24 protein-coding genes are annotated in these 22891 nt (G+C 36.1%); 21 read left to right on the top strand and 3 right to left on the bottom strand.

Annotation, left to right across the window (positions count from 1 at the left end; translation table 11 throughout):
* Positions 1–191: 191 nt before the first annotated feature.
* The 4 genes from cbpA (at position 192) to MHH71_RS05470 (ending at position 3571) form a co-directional block, all read left to right on the top strand.
* Positions 192–839: a cyclic di-AMP binding protein CbpA gene (gene cbpA, locus MHH71_RS05485; protein WP_003197146.1), complete on the top strand. Its 648-nt coding sequence runs from the start codon at positions 192–194 to the stop codon at positions 837–839.
* Between the two features lie 463 nt (positions 840–1302).
* Complete coding sequence (brnQ4, locus tag MHH71_RS05480) at positions 1303–2640, top strand: branched-chain amino acid transport system II carrier protein BrnQ4 (protein ID WP_033798832.1); 1338 nt, start codon at positions 1303–1305, stop codon at positions 2638–2640.
* A 67-nt stretch (positions 2641–2707) separates the two neighbouring features.
* Positions 2708–3037: a chaperone CsaA gene (csaA, locus tag MHH71_RS05475; RefSeq protein ID WP_003197150.1), complete on the top strand. Its 330-nt coding sequence runs from the start codon at positions 2708–2710 to the stop codon at positions 3035–3037.
* A gap of 18 nt (positions 3038–3055) precedes the next feature.
* The gene (locus tag MHH71_RS05470) at positions 3056–3571 is read left to right on the top strand and encodes a DUF1572 family protein (RefSeq protein ID WP_006094618.1); all 516 of its coding nucleotides are present in this window, start codon (positions 3056–3058) and stop codon (positions 3569–3571) included.
* Here the strand turns inward: MHH71_RS05470 and MHH71_RS05465 are convergent.
* The gene (locus MHH71_RS05465; RefSeq protein WP_224796182.1) at positions 3562–3858 is read right to left on the bottom strand and encodes a permease; all 297 of its coding nucleotides are present in this window, start codon (positions 3856–3858) and stop codon (positions 3562–3564) included. The genes MHH71_RS05470 and MHH71_RS05465 overlap by 10 nt on opposite strands.
* 271 nt (positions 3859–4129) lie before the next feature.
* On the opposite strand from MHH71_RS05465, the gene iscB reads away from it, so the two are divergent.
* Positions 4130–5377, top strand: a complete 1248-nt coding sequence (iscB, locus tag MHH71_RS05460; protein ID WP_016114605.1) for an RNA-guided endonuclease IscB — start codon at positions 4130–4132, stop codon at positions 5375–5377.
* 101 nt (positions 5378–5478) lie between these two features.
* Here iscB and MHH71_RS05455 read toward each other — a convergent pair whose 3' ends face one another.
* Positions 5479–5772 carry a hypothetical protein gene (locus MHH71_RS05455; protein WP_016114606.1) on the bottom strand — a complete coding sequence of 98 codons (294 nt, stop codon included), beginning with the start codon at positions 5770–5772 and terminating at the stop codon, positions 5479–5481.
* 89 nt (positions 5773–5861) lie between these two features.
* On the opposite strand from MHH71_RS05455, the gene spoIIP (MHH71_RS05450) reads away from it, so the two are divergent.
* From spoIIP (MHH71_RS05450) to MHH71_RS05430, 5 genes are all read left to right on the top strand, one after another.
* The gene (gene spoIIP / locus MHH71_RS05450; protein ID WP_006094620.1) at positions 5862–7016 is read left to right on the top strand and encodes a stage II sporulation protein P; all 1155 of its coding nucleotides are present in this window, start codon (positions 5862–5864) and stop codon (positions 7014–7016) included.
* A 312-nt stretch (positions 7017–7328) separates the two neighbouring features.
* Positions 7329–7826: a GNAT family N-acetyltransferase gene (locus MHH71_RS05445; protein WP_016114607.1), complete on the top strand. Its 498-nt coding sequence runs from the start codon at positions 7329–7331 to the stop codon at positions 7824–7826.
* A gap of 11 nt (positions 7827–7837) precedes the next feature.
* Positions 7838–8578, top strand: coding sequence for a M15 family metallopeptidase (locus MHH71_RS05440; protein WP_006094622.1), 741 nt, complete (start codon positions 7838–7840; stop codon positions 8576–8578).
* A 23-nt stretch (positions 8579–8601) separates the two neighbouring features.
* Complete coding sequence (locus tag MHH71_RS05435; RefSeq protein ID WP_003197163.1) at positions 8602–9048, top strand: NUDIX hydrolase; 447 nt, start codon at positions 8602–8604, stop codon at positions 9046–9048.
* A gap of 229 nt (positions 9049–9277) precedes the next feature.
* Positions 9278–10753, top strand: a complete 1476-nt coding sequence (locus MHH71_RS05430) for an amidase family protein (RefSeq protein ID WP_006094623.1) — start codon at positions 9278–9280, stop codon at positions 10751–10753.
* A 50-nt stretch (positions 10754–10803) separates the two neighbouring features.
* On the opposite strand, the gene MHH71_RS05425 is transcribed toward MHH71_RS05430, so the two are convergent.
* Entirely contained in the window at positions 10804–11982 is a 1179-nt protein-coding gene (locus MHH71_RS05425) for an MFS transporter (RefSeq protein WP_078211714.1), read from the bottom strand.
* 318 nt (positions 11983–12300) lie between these two features.
* Here MHH71_RS05425 and MHH71_RS05420 point away from each other — a divergent pair, with 318 nt between their 5' ends.
* The 11 genes from MHH71_RS05420 to MHH71_RS05370 all read left to right on the top strand — a co-directional run bounded on the left by MHH71_RS05420 (position 12301) and on the right by MHH71_RS05370 (position 22859).
* Positions 12301–12729, top strand: a complete 429-nt coding sequence (locus MHH71_RS05420) for an NfeD family protein (protein WP_003197168.1) — start codon at positions 12301–12303, stop codon at positions 12727–12729.
* Positions 12730–12731: 2 nt separating this feature from the next.
* A complete protein-coding gene (locus tag MHH71_RS05415; protein ID WP_006094625.1) occupies positions 12732–13700 on the top strand; it encodes an SPFH domain-containing protein in 969 nt (322 codons plus the stop codon).
* Positions 13701–14098: 398 nt separating this feature from the next.
* Positions 14099–15229, top strand: coding sequence for a stage II sporulation protein P (gene spoIIP / locus MHH71_RS05410; RefSeq protein WP_033798833.1), 1131 nt, complete (start codon positions 14099–14101; stop codon positions 15227–15229).
* A gap of 200 nt (positions 15230–15429) precedes the next feature.
* Complete coding sequence (locus MHH71_RS05405; protein WP_016114610.1) at positions 15430–16902, top strand: 4-hydroxyphenylacetate 3-hydroxylase family protein; 1473 nt, start codon at positions 15430–15432, stop codon at positions 16900–16902.
* A 153-nt stretch (positions 16903–17055) separates the two neighbouring features.
* Positions 17056–17802, top strand: a complete 747-nt coding sequence (locus MHH71_RS05400) for an IclR family transcriptional regulator (RefSeq protein WP_016114611.1) — start codon at positions 17056–17058, stop codon at positions 17800–17802.
* A gap of 19 nt (positions 17803–17821) precedes the next feature.
* Positions 17822–18370 (top strand): FAD synthetase family protein, encoded by a 549-nt coding sequence (locus tag MHH71_RS05395; RefSeq protein ID WP_006094628.1) that lies wholly within the window; start codon positions 17822–17824, stop codon positions 18368–18370.
* Positions 18371–18397: 27 nt separating this feature from the next.
* The gene (gene nbaC / locus MHH71_RS05390; RefSeq protein WP_006094629.1) at positions 18398–18937 is read left to right on the top strand and encodes a 3-hydroxyanthranilate 3,4-dioxygenase; all 540 of its coding nucleotides are present in this window, start codon (positions 18398–18400) and stop codon (positions 18935–18937) included.
* A complete protein-coding gene (locus MHH71_RS05385) occupies positions 18922–19965 on the top strand; it encodes an amidohydrolase family protein (RefSeq protein ID WP_016114613.1) in 1044 nt (347 codons plus the stop codon). The genes nbaC and MHH71_RS05385 overlap by 16 nt, the downstream gene beginning before the upstream one ends.
* Complete coding sequence (locus MHH71_RS05380; RefSeq protein WP_016114614.1) at positions 19937–20395, top strand: RidA family protein; 459 nt, start codon at positions 19937–19939, stop codon at positions 20393–20395. The genes MHH71_RS05385 and MHH71_RS05380 overlap by 29 nt, the downstream gene beginning before the upstream one ends.
* Before the next feature lie 12 nt (positions 20396–20407).
* Positions 20408–21877, top strand: coding sequence for an aldehyde dehydrogenase (locus tag MHH71_RS05375; RefSeq protein ID WP_006094632.1), 1470 nt, complete (start codon positions 20408–20410; stop codon positions 21875–21877).
* A 202-nt stretch (positions 21878–22079) separates the two neighbouring features.
* On the top strand, positions 22080–22859 hold the full coding sequence (locus MHH71_RS05370) for a 2-keto-4-pentenoate hydratase (RefSeq protein ID WP_003197188.1): 780 nt from the start codon (positions 22080–22082) through the stop codon (positions 22857–22859).
* The last annotated feature ends 32 nt before the right edge of the window (positions 22860–22891 follow it).

Genomic DNA, 22891 nt, shown 5'->3' with positions numbered 1-22891 from the left:
ATGATAAGTTGCTTATATTATTTGTTGTACAGAATGATAATCTACTAAATTTCTCAAAAATGAATCATTCATGAACAAATAATGACAATAATATGAAAAGATTTCAGAAAAATAAAATAAATTATTTATTTTTTTCTGAAAATATAATATAGTTATGGCACAGAAAGTATTTTAACATAAGGAGGCTTTTTATGAGGATTAAAGGAAATTATGTGCCAAAAAGAGAAGTTTTATATTGCTCCATTTCATTTACAATAGGTGAAGCATTGGATCATTTAAATAAAACAGGTTATCGTTGTGTGCCAGTTTTAGATGAAAAGAAAGAGAAATTTTTAGGGAATGTATATAAAGTAGATATTTTAGAATATAAAGGTTCATTAGAAGATGATTTATCAGAATTATTAAATGATAAAGAGGGCTATGTGAGAGAAGACTCTTCTTTCTTTAAAGTGTTCTTTACAATTAAGAAGCTACCATATTTGTCCGTTATCGATGAGAAAGGGACATTTCTTGGAATCTTAACTCATAAAAAGGTATTTGAGTTATTAGAGGATGCATGGGGTGTTCATTCTAGCAGGTATTCTGTTATGGTGGGAACCCAAGATTATAATGGAGCGATTCAAAAACTATCTACAGTTTTGAAAAAATATAGTGGCATTCAAAGTTTAATGACATTTGATAATGATGCGTTATTAGTACGCAGAATTATGTTTACACTAGGCGAAGAATTTAAACCAGAAGAATTAGATTCATTGCTTAAGGATTTAGAAGACCATGGATTTCGCGTTGTATATGTAGAAGAAATGAATAATCCACGTGAAGTGGAGACAATAGAATAGAAGATACAAAGCCATCTGTATAATTTAGATGGCTTTTCGTTATACATAAAAAAGGAAATAGTAATGTTATTTTGAGATAACAAAATGAATCGTTGCATATTTGTTTCTAAAATATTTTCCTAAAAGAATAATAGACGAGGAAGGAGAACTTATTATTTTGTTTTTCGAAAAATTCTATATAAAAAATATGTTTTTATTTTTCAACTAAATATGTTACTATATGTGTGACAAAAGCAAAGAAGTCTGACAAGTTTACTCCATGGTTTAACACTCTAATGATTTAAATATTCAAAAAAATCAAAATTTATAAATTAGAGTAATAAAAAGGGGAAGTGGAGAAATTATGGAGAAAGGCATTGCCTTTTAAGGGGCGATATATTAATCAACATGAGCAGAGAGGAGGATGCATAGCATATTGTGAAAAAAGATAAAAACAATAGGGAACATGCTATGCAAGAAAAAGATGAAGGGACGATTAAGGCCAGGAGATACGATAGCAATTGGTTTGATGTTGTTTGCATTATTTTTAGGAGCAGGAAATTTAATTTTCCCACCAGTATTAGGTCAACAAGCAGGAGAAAATGTTTGGATTGCCACAATTGGATTCCTTGTGACAGGAGTCGGACTTCCTCTATTAGCTGTAACCGCTGTAGCTTTTGTAGAGGGAGACTTGAAAGCGTTATCCTCTAGAGTACATCCTATATTTGCGTTTATTTTCCCACTGATTAGTTATTTAGCGATTGGACCATTCTTTGCAATCCCGCGTACAGGGGCAGTTTCATTTGAAATGGGAATGAAGCCGTTTCTATCAGAAGCGTTTGTGTCAGAGTGGTATATGCTGTTTCTATACACAGTAGTTTTCTTTGGGGTTACTTGGTATTTATCATTAAATCCATCAAAACTAATTGATTGGTTTGGAAAGTTCCTTACCCCATTATTAGTATTAATTGTTGCTGTAATTGTTGGAAAAGCGATTATTGATCCAATTGGGGCGCCTGCTGCACCATTAGATGCATACAAAGAAAATGCATTTTTTGGCGGATTTATTCAAGGATATTTAACGATGGATGCTATTAGTGCACTTGTATTTGGGATCGTTGTTGTACAAGTTATTCGTTCAAAAGGGATAAAAGAGAGTGGACAAATTGCAAAAATAACAATTATATCAGGAATTATTGCTGTGGTAGGCTTAACATTAATTTATTTATCACTTGCTTATCTTGGTTCGACAAGTACATCACTTGGCGTTTCTGATAATGGAGGTCTTATTTTAACGAAAGTTGTAAATGAGCTATATGGAACAAGTGGAAAAGTATTGTTAGGCCTTGTTATTACACTCGCATGTTTAACAACTTCAGTTGGACTTACATCGGCGTGTGCGGGATTCTTTACAAACTTATTCCCAAGATTATCGCATAAAATGATTGTCACATTGGTATGTGCGTTTAGTTTATTTGTATCAAACTTAGGGTTAACACAGCTTATTGCTGTAACATTGCCTGTGTTACTGATTATTTATCCTGTTGCGATTGTACTAATTGTTCTGTCTTATTTCCATAAATGGATTGGGCAACGAAATACAATATATATCGGTGCAATTTTAGGGGCACTAGTTATTAGTCTATTTAACGGTTTAGAAAGTGCAAATATTAAGTTTGATGCTATAACAAATGTGTTGCAAATGCTTCCTTTATATAAGGAAGGAATTGGATGGTTATTGCCATCATGTGTTGGTGGAGTTATGGGTTACTTCCTATATAGACCAAATGAATCAAGGGAGTTACAAAAGAAAGGTGCTTAGGCATCTTTCTTTTTTTAGAGGGAATTTGCATGTTTTGTCTAAATGATAATTTGGGAGGGAGAATAAAATGGCTAATTTTGAAGACTTTTTACAGTTAGATTTACGTATTGGAACGATAAAAAAAGCAGAAGAGTTTAAAGAAGCGCGTGTACCTGCAATTAAGCTGGAAATTGACTTTGGTGAACTTGGTATGAAGCAATCCAGTGCTCAAATTACAAAGCGGTATACACCAGAAGCGTTAATTGGAAAACAAGTTGTTGCCGTAGTGAATTTTCCACCAAAACGTGTTGCAGGCTTTAAATCAGAGGTGCTTGTGTTAGGAGGAGTCCCAGAACATGGTGATGTAATCTTATTGCAACCTGATATAGAAATTCCAAATGGAACGCCAATTAGTTAATATGGGAGAGGATTGGAAATGGAAGTTAGAAAAGCTTATTTAGAATGTGTTTTTTCAAACTTTAAGGTGATTCAAAAGCAAGGAGAACAATCGCTTTCACAGTTATCATATGAACAACTATGCTGGACACCTCATGAAGAAGCAAACAGTGTTGCGATTATAATTAAACATTTGCATGGGAATATGCGCTCAAGATGGACAGATTTCTTAACGACAGACGGTGAAAAGCTAGATCGGAATCGTGATGGTGAATTTGAAGGCGGTTATGCTTCAAAAGAAGAAGTGCTAGCAGCATGGGGGGAAGGATGGGGGTATGTTTTTCAAGCGCTGCAATCATTAACTCCGCAAGATCTTTTAAAGATAATTCATATTCGTGGTGAAGCGCATAGTGTTATGCAAGCAATTGAAAGGCAGATTGCTCATTATGCATCACATATTGGACAAATTATTTATGTTGGGAAATTGCTGAAAGAAAAAGATTGGGAGTGTTTAAGTATTCCTAAAGGACAGTCTAATCGCTATCTTCAAAAGTGACGTTCGATATAATAATAAGAAATGAAGCGATATAGAGCTGGTAGTAAAAAAAAGATCCAAATAATTGAGGGTTCAGTTATGGTTAAAACACTCCCTATAGCGAGAGTATACCAAATGAAATATGCTCCAAATAACGTGTTAATAGGAATGAAACTAGAAAAGAAAAATTGTTGGCTAAAACAAGTATTGTGAAATAAGTAGATACGTATGTAAAATATTGTGGTGATAAGATCTTGTTTTCTGATAATTTTTTTCTGGCATTTATGACATATAAAAGGTGGTTTCATCTTTACACTCCATGTCAACTACCCACCACTTAAACGCTAGCGCGTTTTGAAGTGGGGGCTTGTAAAAGTTCTGGTTGTCTAGCCACGGTCCTTTGTGGACTCCGTTCGTAGGTTGCATACCCAAGAATGATTCCCTAGTTCTTGGCTCTATGGTGGCTCTGTAAAAGTTCTGGTTGGGAAGGAACGGTCAACCACAAGTCTTCTTGCACAAGAAGTTGCCAACACCTACAAACATTGGCGAAGGGAAACAAACTCTTAGGAGGGACAAATCATGCGTGTATTTGTCAAGAATTTAAGAGGAGAACCGCTCATGCCTTGCAGCAATCGCAAAGCTAGGCTTCTTCTCAAACAAGGAAAAGCCAAGATTATTGGGTATACTCCGTTTACAATTCAATTGCAGTATGCTACTGGTGAAACGGTGCAATCCGTTGCAATTGGTGTTGATAGCGGTTCGAAGTATGTAGGCATTGCGATCACCACAGAAGACAAAGTGCTAGCAAAGGGAACAATCGAGTTACGTCAAGACGTTAAAGAGAATCTTACACTGAGAGCTACATTACGCAGAAGTAGAAGACAACGAAAAACAAGATATCGAAAAGCACGTTTTCTCAATCGAAAAAAGAGAGAAGGCTGGTTGCCTCCATCGATTCAAAGTAGGATGCATAACCAAATTCATTGGATTGAAATATTCCGCTCGTTATTACCATCCCCAAAAGTAATTGTTGAAGTAGGAAAGTTTGATGCGCAAAAACTAAAAAACTCCGACATACAAGGAAAAGAATATCAACAAGGTGATGCCTTTGGCTTTTGGAATACAAGGTATTACGTGTTTACGAGAGATCATTATACTTGTCAAATTTGTAAGAAAAAAGGCGGTATTTTGCATACGCATCATATCATTGAACGATGTAGTGGCGGTTCAGATATGGCAGATAACCTTGTAACCGTACATGAAGAGTGCCATCAGAAATTTCACCAAGGAACTATCAAACACATTTTCAAGAAACCAAAACAATATAAAGAGACCGCTTTTATGAATATATTACGTCTGCAAATCATGAATCGTTTAGGTTGTGAGATTACGTATGGCAGCTACACCACACCGAAACGAAAAGAATTACGTTTATCGAAAACACATTATAATGATGCCATTGCGATTACAACCCCAACAAAACTACAAGAATATGAGCAAAGTGGTGAATTTCGCATCAAACAATTTAGAAAGAAAAAACGATCCCTTCATGAATCGACTGCAAGAAAAGGAAGAAAAACAAAAAATACAACTGCAAAACGAAACAATAAAAATACACCAAAGGTACATGGAATCTATTTGGGTGATAAAGTAAAAGTGTTTGGACAAGTAGGATTTGTGACAGGATTTACAGGGAAGATGATGTATGTACAAGATATAGATGGTCATTATCTACAAAATCCTTCTAAGTCTTACAAGCAAGTGAAGATATCGGATATAGAATGCATACACCATAATAACAATTGGTTGTTCTTACAAATCAGTTAGGCTGTGCCTAAACGAAATTCATCCCAACCTTATCGCTGGGCTATTGCCCGTCACGGGCTTGAAGATGGGGACTTCTTTCGGAAATACGTTAAAGGTAAGTATTAAGTTTTTCTTACATTTGTTACTAGTTTATAAATAAGGAGATATAAAGAATATACTCCTACATAAGCCCCGGTAAGGAGAAATAATGGATTCAATAAAATACTGTGAATGGTTGTCATAAATACTAAGCCGTGCAGTACAACATCATATATGTTAAAAGCAATTAGTATACCCAGTATATATAATGAAAGGTACGCGCAAATATCTAAGAAAGCACGGATTTTAGGGTGTGCTGCAAATAATAAAAAAACACATGATAAAACAATAGGAATTATACCTATAATTAGCTTCAATTCACTTCACCTCTATGACAATATAGCCGAAATTTAGGCGGTCTATTCTCTATAGCTTGTACATAAGTTGGAACAGAGAGGGTGATGTTATGAATCGAGGCTTTTTTTATGTAAAATTAACGAGTGTACGAAAGCTCATTTTATTTGTTGTCATTATGATGTTAGCAACTTTTTTTCTTATTAGTATGATGGTGACTTCATTAAAAGAAACAAAGTCAGCATATTTATATAATTGGTTGAATGAGTTGTCAATAAATGGTTATATGTATGTGATTGGAAAGGAAAATCACTATTTTACACAAGAATATCGGAATTTAAATCAAGATTTTTCGATTTCATCTTTTCTTTTTTCAACAGTAACGAATATTCGATTTGATGATGTACGTAGCTTTGTTGGAAAGGAGCTTCCGGGTTTTGGGAAATACGATACGGAAATCGTCATTGCTGGTGAAGGAACAGATTATTCTAACTTACCAATAGAATCGAGTGTTCCACTTGAGGAAGTAGTGAAAGAGCGGACTGGAGAAGCAGGACAAGTTCCGAAAACGGATACAAATAAAGACAAGAAACAACCATCTCAAACAACTGGGAAAAGACAAGTGGCCTTTATTTATCATACGCATAGCTGGGAGTCTTATTTACCGTTATTAAATTTGACAAATAATCCAAATCCAAATAAAGCGACAAGCTCTGTGACGAATATTTCTATTTTGGGAGACAGATTCCGTGAGCAATTAGAAAATGAAGGGATAGGGGCAGTTAATGATAAAACAGATGTTGGGGAGAGGTTGATTAGTAAGGGTTTAAATGATACAAGTTCTTATAAAATGTCTCGTGAAGTTGTACAGGAAGCAATGGCTAGTAACAGAGAATTGCAATACTTCTTTGATTTGCACCGAGATAGCGCTCGTAAAAATGTCACAACAAAAGCGATTGGAGATAAATCATATGCGAAGCTTGCTTTTGTCATTGGAAAAGGAAATAAAAATTATGCAAAAAACTTACAATTAGCAACTGCGCTACATGAAGCGATTAATAAAAAATATCCTGGAGTAAGCCGCGGTGTTATTCAAAAGGGATTTCAAACAGGGAACGGTATTTATAATCAGGACTTATCAGGACAAGCGATTTTAATTGAAGTGGGAGGTGTAGATAATACATCTGAAGAATTAAATCGTTCCATTGATGTATTGGCGAAAGCATTTAGTGAATATTTTTGGCAAGCAGAAAAGGTAAATGGATGAACGTAAGTGAGATACTTACGTTTTTTTGTGTGTTCAAAAAATAAAAAGATGGAAGCTAAGCTTTTATCTCGCTATCCACGGGTAGTAAGCCCCAACTTTAAAATGTAGCAAATGTAAAAAATTTAAGTGAGGTAAGAAGAAAACGCCCACTGATTAAAGTTTCACTTTATTGTCACAATTTTTTCTTCATTATATTGATATCGAAAATTGTCTATTTCTCCTGGGGAAAATAGAAAGGAATTTCATAAAAAAATAGCGAAAATCTCTTTATAAAGAAAATTTTTATATTATAAACTTGGTAGGGTGATAGAAATGATTCGAGAAATTCGAGTAGAGGACGCAGCAGCATTTTTGCAATTAGGAAAACAATTGGATGAAGAAACTACTTTTATGCTATTAGAACCAGGTGAACGGAATACAACAGTAGAGCAGCAAACACAAATGATTCAACGTTTTGTAGAAGATTATAATTCTACTATATTTGTAGCAGTAGAAGGGGAGCAATTAGTTGGATTTATTTTAGCTAATGGTGGTAATGTGCAAAGAAACAAGCATGCAGCAGCAATTGTAATTGGAATCTTACAAGAATATGGCGGAAAAGGAATTGGGACGACATTGTTTAAAGAAGTAGAAAAGTGGGCAAGATTACATGATATATGGCGTTTGGAATTAACAGTAATGGCCCACAATACAAGAGCGCAGGCACTATATAAAAAAGCAGGATTTGAACAAGAAGGTGTCAAAAAAGATTCTCTTATTGTCGAGGGTGAGCGTGTCGATGAGTATTATATGGCCAAATTATTAAAATAAGAGGTCGTTGTATGAAAAAAAGATGGACACTACTGGGTGTCGTAGTAGTTGTAATTATTATTGGAGTGGCAAGCATTAATTATAAAATGTATAAAGATAAACAGGCACAAGAGGTGAATAGTAGCGTTGTATTTCCAAAAGCACAAGAAACTATTGCCAAAATGGAAGGAGATCTTGCGGTTGTCAATAATCCTGATTCCGTACTTGTACTTGTAAATAAAAGCAGACGGCTACCAGATCGTTATAAGCCACAAGATTTAGTTATTCCAAAAGTGCGTTATTCGAGTGAAGGTGATCAAGAGAAAAAGAAGATGAGGAAAGAAGCAGCGCAGGCACTTGAAAAAATGTTCGAGCAAGGAGATCAGGAGCGGATTTTTCTTTTTGCAGTTTCTGGATACCGGTCTTTTGATCGGCAAAAAGCATTAAATACAATGTATAAGATTCAAGATGGAGAAGCAAAAACAGCAATGTCTAGTGCTGTTCCAGGAACGAGTGAACATCAAACGGGACTCGCAATGGATATTACATCACAATCAGCTAAATTCCAATTAGAGTCTGTTTTTGGAGATACAAAAGAAGGGAAATGGCTATCTCAAAATGCGCATCGATTTGGTTTTGTCATTCGGTATACAAAAGAGAAGGAGTCCATTACGGGTTATCGGTATGAACCGTGGCACGTACGTTATGTAGGGAATCCACAAGCGACATATCTATATGAAAATCAACTCACCTTAGAGGAAGCGATGAAGTAATGAATTGAGGGGAGACGGATTAGATGACGATGTTATATAAGAAAAAAGTATATGCATACATTACAAGGGAGAAAGCAGGAGTTATGCAGTTGCTTGTTTTTACTCATCGTGATATACCAGAAGCAGGTATACAGGTCCCAGGTGGCACAGTTGACGAAGGAGAAAAATTAGAAGCAGCAGTACTGCGTGAAGTAATAGAAGAGTCTGGACTTCGTCATTTATGTATAGAACGTTTCATTGATGATTATATCATCTATATGAAAGAAAAACAGGAGTATCAAAAGCGTCACTTCTTTCACATTTCATTATTAACAGATGTAAAAGATATGTGGGAACATATAGTAAGTGCAGGAGAGGAAGATGAGGGCCTAACATTTTGTTATGAATGGGTTGATATAGCAAAGTGTCCTGTATTAGCAGGGAATCAAGGTGAATTTGTACATTTATTAGAGGACGTGTATGTGAAATAAAAGAGAGTTTGAAAATAGGAAGAGAATATATGTGATTGTTAACAACGTTTTAGATAGTTTTATTCGTCTAAGGCGTTTTTTATTTTGTTTGAAGGTTTTTATGTATGGTAGACGAAATGTTTAAACAGATGTGAATTTGTCGAAATGAGGAGACAAGGCAATGATTAAAGTTAATAAGTAATAAGATAAGATCTGAAACTAGGAAACAACTTGTAAGGGGAGAAATCAGATGGAGATTCAATTCAATAAACTACTAAGAAAAGAATTAACAATTCATGGTATACAAACAGCGATGGAAAATGGGGAACTTACTTCGAAAGAGTTAGTTATGTATTACCTTCATAGAATAGCGAAGTATGACCAAGACGGTCCGAAAATAAATTCTATTTTAGAAATAAATCCAGATGCAATTTTTATCGCAGAAGGATTAGATCATGAAAGAAAAATAAAGGGTGTCAGAGGTCCTTTGCACGGTATTCCTATTCTCTTAAAAGATAATATTGAAACAAATGATTCAATGCATACAAGTGCAGGAACAATTGCGCTTGAAAACTATAGGAGTAATCATGATGCATTTCTTGTTGAAAAGCTTCGTGAAGCAGGTGCAGTCATATTAGGTAAGACGAATATGACAGAATTAGCGAATGGAATGTCTTTTGAAATGTGGGCTGGATATAGTTCAAGAGGTGGACAAGTCATTAATCCATATGGATCAGGTGATGATGACCTTTTTGTTGGTGGTTCAAGTACAGGATCGGCCGTAGCGGTTGCTGCCAACTTAACCGTTTTATCTGTTGGAACAGAAACAGATGCCTCTATTTTAAGTCCAGCAGTTCAGAACTCTGTAGTTGGTATTAAGCCTACTGTTGGCTTAGTAAGTCGCAAGGGGATTATACCTTTTACATATTCGCAAGATACAGCGGGATCTTTTGCTAGAACAGTAACTGACGCGGCAATTTTATTGGGGAGTCTAACAGGAATAGACCAGCTTGATCCTGCAACTTATAAAAGTGAAGGAAGAGCTCAACAAGATTATATGGTTTATTTAGATTCTAATGGTTTAAGGAGTGCTAAAATTGGAGTATTTAACAAAGCCTCTGAAAGCTATTACGAATCTGGAGAGTATGATGAGGAACTATTTCAGAATGCTATACAAGTACTGCGTAATGAAGGAGCAACAGTATTAGAAGATATCGAAATTCCATCTTTTCATAGGGAGTGGAGTTGGAGAGTCTCATCGTATGAATTAAAACATAGTCTAGATAATTATCTTTCCAAGTTACCTTCCAATATTCCAGTCCATTCTATCTCTGAATTAATTGCATTTAATAAAAATATAGAAGAGAAAGCATTAAAATATGGACAAAGTAGGTTGGAGTTTGGAAAGGATTTTTCTAATACGTTAAGAAACCCTGAATACTTAAATGCAAAATTAGAAGATTTATATTTTTCCCAGGAACAAGGAATTGATTTTGCGTTAAAGAAATATGATCTTGATGCAATTCTCTTCCCTTCATATATAGGATCAACAATATGTGCCAAAGCTGGTTATCCTTCCATAGCAGTACCGGCTGGATATATGAAAAGCGGAAGACCGTTTGGAATCACTTTTGCAAGTACTGCTTTTAGTGAAGGGACTTTAATTAAGCTTGCATATGCATTTGAACAAGCTACAAAACATAGACGAATTCCAAATTTATCGTAAATAGAATGCAAAAAGGATAGGGTAACCTATCCTTTTTGCATTCTGTGAACTTAAAGAGAAATGTCTTTTTCTTGCTGTTTTGTATGTTTTAACAAAATAAAAGATAAACAAGCAGAACAAAAAATTAGAAAAGCAGCAATGATATATATAGTACGGACACCGAACATATCGGTAATAATGCCAACGCATAGCATAGAAAGTCCTGAAACAGCCGAAGTAAGTGTACCGTGAGCTGTATACATTCTTGATAATAGAGATGGTGGTACGCTTGATTGTAAAACGGTTGTTTGGGAAATATCTCGAATTTGATAGGAAGGTCCCATTAGAACACAAAGAAACAGTGCAATAAATCCGTTGCTTGTTATGCCATATAAGAAGGTAAGCACGCTAAATAGAAGTGATCCTAAGGCCATTGAGCGTATTAAGTTATTTTGAATATATGTACTCATTCGCCATGCTAATAGCCCACCAATTAATGTTCCGAAATAATAGCTTGTGTTGATATAACCCCACCATTCTGCTCCTCTATGAAGAACAGTCGTTACGTAAGCCATAGTAATACCACCAATCCATATCGTTCCAGCAAAAGTTTCAATTAAGTCCATATATGTAACTATACGGAGGGAGGGATGCTGAAATAAAAGTTTCCATCCTTCTATTAATACAGCTGATTTGGAAGAGGATTTCTCTATTGTTTGTTCAGTTTGTATAGCGCGCAATGAAACATATAATGCAATACACCCCAAAATCATTAATACGTTGTTTATCATAAGTGTAGAAGTGGCACCAATCAATAAGACCACTACACTTGTGAATGAATAAGCAGCTGCTTGAACAATTTGTGTTGAAAAGGAAAAGACACTATTTACTTTTACTAACTTTTCTTGTGATGTTAGACGTGGAATAACAGCGTATAATAAAGGAGAACTCCAACCTTCGCATAATGAAATGAGAATAATAAAAGCAAGAAGGGCAATGATGTTAGATGATAGTAAGGGAAATAATGCAGTTAAAAGAATAAAAAAGAAAGTCTTAACGCCTTGCAATGTAAAGAGCAATGAATAAGATGGAAAACGGTTCATTAAAAGTGGTGCGGATGTACTCGCAATAAAACTTGTAATAACTCGTAATAATGGAAAAAGAGCTGTGATAGTAGCTGATTTGGTTGTTATATAAATATGAGTAGTAAGAATCATTATGTAAACAACTTCAGCAAGAGTGATGCACATTTTAGAAAACCAATAAAAGGATAGCGATTGTTGGTGCAATATTGGTACCTCCACTCAAAGAATAATACATATTTCTTTATAGTAATCATAATTCGTGGAATAAATTTTTGAAAGAATTTTATTTTTTGTAACTTTTATACAGGGATTTTCATGTATAATAAAGAATATATTAATATACTATTTTAATAATACTCATTATAACAGTGAATATGTATAGTAGCTTCCGATGAAACGTCTCGCCTTAATTAGGAGGACGTGATAAACAATTCTTTTTTTTCATATACATATAGAAAATAAAAAAGAAAGTGAGGGTTGCATATGGCTGGATGGGTAGTTTGGTTTATTATAGCCGGTATTTTATTTATAGCAGAAATGTTATCGATTACCTTTTACATGTTATGGCTTGGAATTGGAGCGGTTGTCGGAGGTCTTATTGCATTGTTTGCTCCAGATGCACTATTTTTACAAGTTGTTGTAGGAGCAATTGTAAGTTTAACATTGACTTTCTTTACGAAACGAATCTCTAAAAATTTTCGAGAGGCAAAAGGATTTATCGATACTGTCGATAAATTAGCTGGTAAAAAAGGAATTATCCTGCAAGCGATTACAAGTGAAGGGAATGGGATCGTGAAAGTGGATGGCGATACTTGGACTGCTATTTCGGATGTTCCTATTTCTACTGGGGAAAGAGTCATTGTTATAAAGAGGAGCAGCACTGTTTTATATGTGAAAAGGGAGAGTGAATAAAAATGGTAGCATTAACATTAACGATTATTTTTGCATTAATTGTCATTGTATTTATCGCGTTAACAATTAAAATCATGCCCCAACAAAAGGTAGGTGTGGTTGAAAGATTTGGTAAATTCCAACGCATCATGCAGCCAGGGTTAAATCTAATAATCCCAATTGTAGATCGTATACGTGTATACCATGATTTACGTATTCAACAAACAAATGTGCCACCACAAAAGGTAATTACGAAAGATAACGTACAGGTAGAAATTGATACAATAATTTTCTATCAAATCGTTGAACCGGAACTTGCGACATATGGTATTTCTAACTATGAATATGGTGTTCGTAATATTACATCTGCAACAATGCGTCAAATCATTGGTAAAATGGAGCTGGATGAAACATTATCAGGGCGTGAAAAGATTTCAACAGAAATTCGTCTAGCTCTTGACGAAGCAACAGAGAAGTGGGGCGTTCGTATTGAACGTGTGGAAGTTGTTGATATTAATCCACCAAAAGATGTACAGGTATCCATGGAAAAACAAATGAAAGCAGAGCGTAATAAGCGTGCGATTATTCTAGAAGCAGAAGCGGCTAAACAAGATAAAGTTCTTCGTGCTGAAGGGGAAAAACAAAGTAAAATCTTGATGGCTGAAGGGGATAAAGAAGCGCGTATTCGCGAAGCAGAAGGTATACGAGAAGCGAAAGAATTAGAAGCACAAGGGGAAGCAAGAGCAATTGAAACGATTGCGAAAGCAGAACAAAACCGAATCGAATTAATACGTGCAGCGGACTTAGATGAACGCGTTCTTGCTTATAAATCATTTGAATCGTTAGCTGAAGTAGCAAAAGGACCAGCAAATAAGATCTTCATCCCATCTAATGCAATTGAAACACTTGGCACACTTGGTGCAATCGGTGAAATTTTTAAAGAAAAACAAGCGAAGAAATCACCTTCGTCGGATACATCGAAAGAACAATAACTAATGAGAGAGAAATGGGCTGCCATTTCTCTTTTTTTATCATTTTAACCGAGAAGACCCCCTCCTCTAAACGAAGTGAAGGTGGGGGTAGTTCAATTAGGGAGGATTGTACAAAACGGGCTGTAGATATTTTGAAGATTTGTATATCATTTATATTTGTTCTAAGTGGGCTAGGTAAGAAAAGACATTATTTTTAACTTACACTTAAACTTGGGTGCAACACAAATTGAAAATGGAATTCTAGTATGTAAGGTCTAATTTAAAAGTCTAGTAAATATATATTACATAAAGCTTGTACATATCCATGTTTGAACTACCACCACTTACTCATTGGTCTGTGCCCTTCACGTTCCTTGAGGTGGGGGCTTCTCACCTAAAATGATAAAGAAGGTGATACATTGAAAAAGTATGCAACTCGTATACATGGAAAGAAATTTCTATTTTTAATTTTATCATATGTATTTGTAGTGATAGTGGCGGCGTCTATTGTGACCTCGCTTTTACATACTATGAAATCTTATTATGCGAGTCAGTGGTTTGGAAAAGTATCAATGCAAGGATTTATTCAAATGTTTGAGAGTGAAAATCGTTATTTTGCATCGGATTATTTTAAAACAAATAAACGAGAGTCTGTTGGGAATTTATTGTTTTCTATCACAACAGATCTGAAAATACATGATTTACGAACGTTCGTTGGCAAAGAAGTACCGGGGATGTCAAAGTACTATTCTAATATTATCGTAGCTGGAGAAGGAACGGACTATACGAATATTCCGAATGAATCTAGTGTACCGATTGAAGAGGTAACGAAAGAACGGGAAGTAGCGAAAGATAAAGTCACAGAAGCAGACAAAAAGAATCCTGTACAAAAAAATAAAAACGATGCAAAAGGTGAAAAAGCTGTATATATTTATCACACGCATAGTTGGGAGTCCTTTTATCCATTGTTACCTGGGGCGAAGAGTCCATCAAGTCCGGATGTAAATGTCTCGCTTTTGGGAGAGCGTCTAAAAGAACAGTTGGAAGGGCAGGGAATACCGGTTCTTCATGACAAAACAAACATGGGTGATTTATTGGCGAATAAGAAATGGAAATGGTATCAAGCATATACCGCATCTCATGGATATGTGAAAGAAGCCTTGGCACAAAATGATAAGATTATGTTTCCAATTGATATTCACAGGGACGATCAGCGGAAGAATGTTACGACAAAAGTGATTAATGGCAAATCCTATGCGAGGTTATATTTTATAATAGGGATGGAAAATGCAGGGCGTTCTGCTAATGAAAAGATTGCAAGAGCGATAAATTCGTATTTAGATGAAAACTATTATGGGTTAAGTAGAGGGATTTTTCCAAAGTATAAAAAGGATGGAAATGGAGTCTATAATCAAGATTTATCGAAAAATGCCATGCTTATCGAAGTTGGTGGCGTTGATAATACTTTAGAAGAGCTATATAACACAATTGATGTGTTAACTGAAGCATTTAGTAAATATTATTGGGATGCGGAGAAGGTGAATGAATGATGTGAAAGGAACAGGGAACTGTTCCTTTTTTACATGTCCCTTAAAAATTTTACTAGAATTTCATAATGTGAAATAAGGCAGTAGTTTTGAGCTGAGATTGGTTTATAATAATTTAAAATTCTGTTAATTTAAAAAGGTGACAGAATTTCTAAACTTATTTGTATAGTAAACTTCAAAATGTATATATTGGAGGGGTAAAAATGGCGATTCGAACAGGGGCTCAGTATATTGAAGGATTAAAGGCAAGAAATCCTGAAATTTGGATTGGTGGAAGAAGAATAACCGATGTTGTGAATGAAGATGTTTTTCGGGAACCGATTTTACAAATTGCTAAATTATATGATATGCAGCACGATCCAGAGTATCAGGACAAGATTACCCATATATGCGAAGAGACAGGAGAGCGGGTTTCGAATGCATTTTTAGTGCCCAAAAATTATGAGGCCTTAAAAGCACGCCGCGAATTGTTTGAAGTATGGGCAAAGGCTACATTTGGTTTAATGGGCAGAACACCAGATTTTTTAAATGTTACAGTTACTTCAATGGCGAGCAATGCATGGTTTTTTGAAAAATTTGATTCCTCATGGGGGACTAATATAAAAAATTATTATAAACATATACGTGATCAAGATTTGTTTTTAACACATGCGATTATCAATCCACAAAATGATCGAAGTAAAGCCTCACATCAGCAAGAAGATGCAACGATGCATTTAGGTGTAGTGAACGAAACAGAAGAGGGAATGTATGTAAGCGGAGCTAAGATGTTAGCGACACTTGCACCAATTACAGATGAGGTAATCATTTATTCTTATCCAAGTTTTAAGCCGGGTGATGAACGTCATGCAATTTCTTTTGCAGTTCCTATTGATGCACCGGGTTTAAGGATTCTTTGTCGCGAGCCAATGCAAGATGGAAAACGATCCTTGTTTGATCATCCACTTGCATCAAGGTTTGAAGAAATGGATGCACTCCTTGTATTTCATAATGTGTTTATTCCGTGGGATAAAGTGTTTATCTATCAAAGTGTAGAGGCTGGAAATCAGCTGTATCCAAAAACAGGAATTGGTCATCAACCAGCACATCAATCAGGAGTAAGAGGATTAGTGAAACTTTCTTTTGCAGCAGAAGTGGCTATAAAACTAGCAGATTCAATTGGAGTAGACGGCTTTTTAAATGTACAAAATCAGTTAGCAGAATTAATACAAGATGTAGAAACAATCCGTGCACTCTTGCAAGTAGCAGAATATGAGTATGAAACGAATGCATATGGTGAAGCTGTTCCTGCGAGACTACCGCTTGATACAATACGTAGCTTATTACCTAAAATGTATCCACGTGCTATTGAAATTATTCAAACCATTGGGGCTGGTGGCCTACTAATGTCGCCAACAGGTGCCGACTTTATGAATCCAGAGATTCAAGAGGATATGTATAAATATTATATCGGGCGTGAAGGGGTATCTTCTGAGGAACGCGTTCGATTATTTAAATTAGCTTGGGACTTATGCGGTGAAGCGTTTGGACAACGCCTATTACAATATGAGCGTTATTATTCTGGTGATCCAGTGAGAAAAATGGGCATGTTTTATAATGCGTACAAAAAACAACAATCGCTGTCACTTGTGGACAGTGCCTTGCGAACGGAATTATCTGGAAATCCATTAAGGTGACAATAAAATGATCACGCTTACATTTTGAAATAAAAAAGGAAGGAGTGGCAAATAGATAACAAGAATTTTACTGTTAGGATGTAAATCTTCTTACATGTTTTAGCTATATATGAACCGGAAAATATGTAACTGGAATAGAGGAGGTAAGTTATTGTGATAGCATCTATCAGTAAAATTTGTAAAATTCTAAATTGTTTTACGAGTGGTGAGCCGGTGTTAGGAAATTCTGAAATTGCTGCAAAATTAAATATGAACCCGAGTACAGTTCACCATCTTGTCCGTACATTGTGTGAAGAAGGAATGTTAATTCGAGATGAGCAGAGAAAATATCGACTGGGATGGAAATTGTTGGAGTGGGGCAATCAAGTGATGTTTCAACAAGAGATTTATAGCGGGGCAATTCCAATCGTTGAAGAACTTGTAAGGAAATTTAATGGGACGGTACATATCGGTATGTTTGACCGTGGAGATGTTGTATTTATTTTGAAAATTTCATCAAAGGATTCTGTTCAAATATCAACTCATGTCGGATCAAGAAAACCTGCATACTGCACAAGTACAGGAAAAGTTCTTCTTTCATTTAACCCTTCTTCTTTAGAGTATACTTCAGAAAATGGGCTGCTGCCTCGAGCACCAAATACAATTACTTGTATGAAGAGATTTCAAGAAGAGTTACAGACAATTCGTAAGCAAGGTTATTCCATAAGTGATAACGAAAATGAACATGGATTATATGGCATTGCGGCTCCTATTCGTTCTTACACCGGGAGAACCATTGCTGCTCTTAATATTGTTGGTCCGAAAACGTATATGCAAGGAAGCAATCGTCAAGTCATGATTCGAAGTGTGATGAATACTGCAAATTTAATTTCAAAGGAATTTGGTTATTTAGACATTTAATCATAACTGTAAAAGAGAGGTGAGAATCATTTATATACATGATTATAGTGTACCTGAATTGGAAAAATCGATTGTTTCTATTGGTGCTTTTGATGGTGTGCATAAAGGACATCAGACCGTTATTAGAAACGCGGTGGAGAAAGGGAAAGAGTTACAGATTCCAAATGTCGTGTATACATTTGATCCATCACCACGTTCTTATTTTCAGGGAGCACAAGTGCTAACGCCAATTAATGAGAAGTTAAATCGATTTCAGGAGCTCGGTGTTGAACATGTAATTGTTATTCGTTTTGATGAGTTGTATGTAACGAGAAGGGCTAGTTACTTTATTCAAGAATTACAAAGATTATGCCCAATTGAAATTTATGTCGGAGAAGATTTTCGATTTGGAAAAAATCGCGAGGGTGATATAGAGCTACTGATGAAATACTTTGATGTTTCTATCGTCGAAGAGGTTTGCTGCGAAGAAGGTGAACGAATTTCATCAACGAGGATACGGAATCACTTATTTCAAGGAGAATTACAAAGGCCTCAACCCTTATTAGGATGGCCTCTTAAAACAATATAAGCGAATGAATTATAAGGAGGAAAAAACATGTCAAAAACATTACAATCTTTTAATTTACTAAAATGGATTGATGAAAATAAAGAGTTATTGAAACCACCGGTAAATAACAAGGTAATTTGGCAAGACTCAGAGTTTATTGCCATGATTTTAGGAGGGCCAAATAGAAGACGTGATTTTCATGTTGATCCTTCAGATGAATTCTTTTATCAAATAAAAGGCGAATGTTATGTGGAATGTATTACGGAAGAAGGGAAACGTGAAGTTGTTACAGTGAAAGAAGGAGATGTGTTTATGTTACCAGCCATGGTGCCACATTCACCGCACCGCGTTGCAAACACATATGGATTAGTAATTGAAAGGAAACGTAACCAAGGAGAACTTGAAGATTTTGTTTGGTTCTGTGATGAGTGTAATCATGAAATGCATCGCGTACGGGTTCAATTAACCGATATTGAAAAACAAGTGAAAGAAGCGATTCATAGTTTTAATTCAAATAAAGAAATTCGTGCGTGTAAAAACTGCGGACATATTATGCCAGAGGAAGTGGAGGAATGGAAGTGCGAATAGATTTTCATACACATATTATTCCTGAAACATTTCCGGATTTTGAGGAGAAGTTTGGTGGTGGACGTTGGCCGATATTAAATCGCACTTGTACATGTGGTGCTGCGATTATGGTTGGTGGGAAAAACTTTCGCGATGTGACAGATCAAGTATGGTGCCCGGAGAAAAGAATTGAAGATATGAACCGTGAAGGTGTTGATATACAAGTATTATCACCAATTCCTGTTACATTTTCCTATTGGGCAAAACCAGAAGAAGCTGAAGCAATGGCGCGTATTCAAAATGATTTTATTGCGGAAACCGTCTTGGCATATCCAGATCGTTTTGTTGGATTAGGAACAGTGCCAATGCAAGATGGAGAAACGGCAGTTCGTGAGATGGAGCGATGCATAACAGAATTAAACTTACATGGAATCGAAATTGGAACGAATGTAAATGGGAAAAATTTAGATGATCCTTCATTTATTGAGTTTTTCCGGATGGCTGAAAAATGGCAGGTTCCAATTTTTATTCATCCGTGGGAAACATTAGGGCGAGATAGAATGCCGCATCATAATTTTATGTATACAGTTGGGATGCCAAGTGAAACGGCTCTTGCCGCAGCTACACTTATATGGGGCGGGATAATGGAGAAGTTTCCTAGGTTAAAAATTTGCTTTGCTCATGGTGGAGGTTCTTTTCCATATATTTTGCCGCGATTAGATCAAGGGTGGCAAGTATGGCCACATCTGAGATTAACTACATATCCTCCGAGCCATTACGCAAAGAAATTTTACTTCGATTCTTTAAACTATGATCCTATCAACCTTAAATATATGATAGAGCGATTTGGACATGAAAAGATTTTTATGGGGTCGGATTATCCGTTTTTACTACGAGAAATTCAGCCAGGTAAAGTAATTGACGAGACACTTGATTTATCAGAGGAGCAAAAGGAAGCTATGCTTGGCGGAAATGCAGCGAGTTTCTTAAATGTTGATATGAAAAAAAGAGGTGTAGTATATGCAGAAAGCACAAACACCAGAGAGTAAATTAAATGAAATGGGACTCACACTACCAGCTATTCGTCCAGCGGTAGGTAATTATGTAAGTTGTGTAAGGGTCGGAAACTTATTGTTTACTGCTGGACAAGGTGTTGACCAGTACCATGGGAAATTAGGTAAAGATGTATCAATAGAAGATGGATATAAGGCAGCTAGGCGGTCTATGTTGAACTTATTAAGCGTTGTAAAGAATGAACTCGGTGATTTAAATAAGGTGAAACGAGTTGTGAAGTTACTTGGATTTGTAAATAGTACAGAAGATTTTATTGATCAGCCAAAAGTGATGAACGGTGCATCCGATTTATTAGTAGATGTTTTTGGTGAAAAGGGAAAGCATGCTCGTTCCGCTGTTGGAATGGCTCAACTACCGAATAATACAACAATTGAAATCGAGATGGTTTTAGAAATTGTAGAGTAGGAGGTAAAGAGTGTGAATAAAGAACTATTAGCTGAAAAAATGAAAGTAAAAGATGCGAAGTTATTTATTGATGGTCAATATGTCGATGCGATGTCCGGCGAAACGTTCGATACGTTCAATCCATCGACAAATAGAAAACTTGCCTCTGTTGCACAAGCAAATGAAGAGGATACTAAGCGAGCAATAGACGTAGCGGGGCGTACATTCACAAGTGGTATCTGGAGTAAAATGCCTGTGGAAGAGCGCTCAGCTATTTTATGCAAAATGTCCGATTTGATTATGCAAAAAGTAGATGAATTAGCGTATATAGAGACACTTGATGTCGGAAAGCCAATAAAAGAAAGTCGTGGTTTTGATATTCCGCGTTCTGCACATAATTTTCGTTTCTTTGCCGAGATGGCAAAGTATATAGTACATGAACATTATGATAAGCATAACTTTATGTCATATGCAAAATACGCACCAGCAGGAGTAACGAGCTTAATTATTCCTTGGAATTTGCCATTTATGCAGATGACGTGGAAGGCGTCAGCTGCACTAGCCGCTGGTAATACAGTAGTTGTGAAACCAGCATCTTACACGCCGCTAAGTGCAGTCATGCTTGGTGAAATTGCGAATGAGGCCGGGCTACCTCCAGGTGTACTGAATATTATTACAGGGCCAGGAAGTACGGTAGGAACGAAAATGACGACGCACCCGTCTGTAAGACGTATTTCATTTGTGGGGGAAAGTAATACAGGGAAAACAATTATGCGGAATGCTTCAGAAAACTTAATACCAGTTTCATTAGAATTAGGCGGAAAATCAGCAAACATTGTATTTGAAGATGCTGACTTAGATGAAGCAGTACAAGGATCGATTGAAGCAATTTATCGGAATCAAGGAGAAATTTGTTTAGCTGGTTCAAGATTACTTGTACAGGAAAGCGTATATGAACAGTTTCTAGAGAAATTTGTAACAGCGGTGAAAAACATAAAAGTGGGAGATCCTCTTGATGAAGATACAGATATGGGAGCGCTTGTTTCGAAATCACATCTAGAAACAGTTGATCAGTACGTGGAAATAGGTCTTTCAGAAGGAGCAAAATTAGCCCACGGCGGAAAAAGAATCGAGAGTTTAGCACAAGGGAACTTTTATGAACCGACTATATTATATGATGTCGATAATCGTATGCGTGTAGCTCAAGAAGAGATTTTTGGTCCAGTTTTAGTTGTTATACCATTTAAAACAGAAGAAGATGCAATTCGTATCGCAAATGATTCTATTTATGGTTTAGCGGGAGTTGTTTGGACAAATGATCTTAGAAGAGCACAACGAGTTGTTTCGCAAATTGATTCGGGATTATTATGGATTAATTGTTGGTATGTGCGAGATTTACGTACTCCATTTGGTGGTTCTAAGGCAAGTGGTATTGGCCGAGAAGGTGGACGCCATAGTTTTGAATTTTATACAGAAGCAAAGACAGTTACGATGAAATTATAAAGTGAAACTTCCATCAGTGGGGGCTTCACCAATCGGGCTTTTACGAGCAGTTATCCCCCGCCTATCTTTTTTGCTTCTCTCTGAAACCTGAGGTGGGGGTCTTACTGCCTGCGAATAGCGGGGGAAAATGAATGTTCCATCAGTGGAATGGTATTTCCACTGATGTGTTCTAAATATAGATTTTAAAAATGAGGTGAGATAAATGCAAGTGTTAATAAAGGAATTAGCAGATGAACTTATACAGGCAGAACAAACGTGTAGACCAATTTCGCCTTTCACGGAAAGGTATTCAAATCTATCAGTTTTAGATTCGTATAACATTCAGCTCGAAGTAGTGGGACGAAAGTTAAGACAAGGCCGCACAGTGATTGGGAAGAAAGTTGGACTTACGAGTAGTGCAATGCAGCAAATGCTTGGGGTAGATGAACCAGATTACGGACATTTACTAGATGATATGAAAGTAGAAAGTGGAAGTGTAATCTCGGTAGATTCGTTTGTATCTCCAAAAGTAGAAGCGGAAATTGGATTTGTTTTAGCTGAGGATTTAAGTGGACCTAATATTACATATGTAGATGTGCTAATGGCAACGAAATATATTGTACCTACACTTGAAATTATTGATAGTCGTATTGCAGATTGGAAGATTAAGCTTGTCGATACAGTAGCAGATAATGGTTCTTCTGCAAAAGTAGTTGTTGGTGAAAAGATGTCCAATGTATCTGAAGTAGATTTGCGTACGGCTGGAATGGCGCTCTATAAAAATAATAGTTTAATTGCTACTGGAGCAGGAGCAGCGGCATTAGGACATCCTGCACAAGCGGTTGCTTGGCTAGCGAATAAACTTAGTGAATTTCATATTTCATTGAAGGCAGGGGAATTAATTTTGCCAGGTGCATTATCGGGCGCTGTTTCAGTTCAATGTAATGATGTAATTCAAGCCGATTTCGGATCTCTTGGTTCGGTTTCTATTAAATTTGTATAGTTTTATAGTTGTGTGAAAAGGAGGGGATATAT

It is taken from the genome of Bacillus sp. FSL H8-0534 (genome assembly GCF_038005885.1).
GTDB classification, from domain to species: domain Bacteria; phylum Bacillota; class Bacilli; order Bacillales; family Bacillaceae_G; genus Bacillus_A; species Bacillus_A pseudomycoides.
The sequence above is the reverse complement of the archived record's forward strand: the minus strand, read 5'-3'. Positions and strand labels throughout refer to the sequence as shown.

Coding starts and splice junctions, on each gene's coding strand:
- cbpA (WP_003197146.1), top strand. CDS start 192: ATGAGGATTAAAGGAAATTATGTGCCAAAAAGAGAAGTTTTATATTGC.
- brnQ4 (WP_033798832.1), top strand. CDS start 1,303: ATGAAGGGACGATTAAGGCCAGGAGATACGATAGCAATTGGTTTGATG.
- csaA (WP_003197150.1), top strand. CDS start 2,708: ATGGCTAATTTTGAAGACTTTTTACAGTTAGATTTACGTATTGGAACG.
- MHH71_RS05470 (WP_006094618.1), top strand. CDS start 3,056: ATGGAAGTTAGAAAAGCTTATTTAGAATGTGTTTTTTCAAACTTTAAG.
- MHH71_RS05465 (WP_224796182.1), bottom strand. CDS start 3,858: ATGAAACCACCTTTTATATGTCATAAATGCCAGAAAAAAATTATCAGA.
- iscB (WP_016114605.1), top strand. CDS start 4,130: ATGCGTGTATTTGTCAAGAATTTAAGAGGAGAACCGCTCATGCCTTGC.
- spoIIP (WP_006094620.1), top strand. CDS start 5,862: ATGAATCGAGGCTTTTTTTATGTAAAATTAACGAGTGTACGAAAGCTC.
- MHH71_RS05445 (WP_016114607.1), top strand. CDS start 7,329: ATGATTCGAGAAATTCGAGTAGAGGACGCAGCAGCATTTTTGCAATTA.
- MHH71_RS05440 (WP_006094622.1), top strand. CDS start 7,838: ATGAAAAAAAGATGGACACTACTGGGTGTCGTAGTAGTTGTAATTATT.
- MHH71_RS05435 (WP_003197163.1), top strand. CDS start 8,602: ATGACGATGTTATATAAGAAAAAAGTATATGCATACATTACAAGGGAG.
- MHH71_RS05430 (WP_006094623.1), top strand. CDS start 9,278: ATGGAGATTCAATTCAATAAACTACTAAGAAAAGAATTAACAATTCAT.
- MHH71_RS05425 (WP_078211714.1), bottom strand. CDS start 11,982: ATGTGCATCACTCTTGCTGAAGTTGTTTACATAATGATTCTTACTACT.
- MHH71_RS05420 (WP_003197168.1), top strand. CDS start 12,301: ATGGCTGGATGGGTAGTTTGGTTTATTATAGCCGGTATTTTATTTATA.
- MHH71_RS05415 (WP_006094625.1), top strand. CDS start 12,732: ATGGTAGCATTAACATTAACGATTATTTTTGCATTAATTGTCATTGTA.
- MHH71_RS05405 (WP_016114610.1), top strand. CDS start 15,430: ATGGCGATTCGAACAGGGGCTCAGTATATTGAAGGATTAAAGGCAAGA.
- nbaC (WP_006094629.1), top strand. CDS start 18,398: ATGTCAAAAACATTACAATCTTTTAATTTACTAAAATGGATTGATGAA.
- MHH71_RS05385 (WP_016114613.1), top strand. CDS start 18,922: ATGGAAGTGCGAATAGATTTTCATACACATATTATTCCTGAAACATTT.
- MHH71_RS05380 (WP_016114614.1), top strand. CDS start 19,937: ATGCAGAAAGCACAAACACCAGAGAGTAAATTAAATGAAATGGGACTC.
- MHH71_RS05370 (WP_003197188.1), top strand. CDS start 22,080: ATGCAAGTGTTAATAAAGGAATTAGCAGATGAACTTATACAGGCAGAA.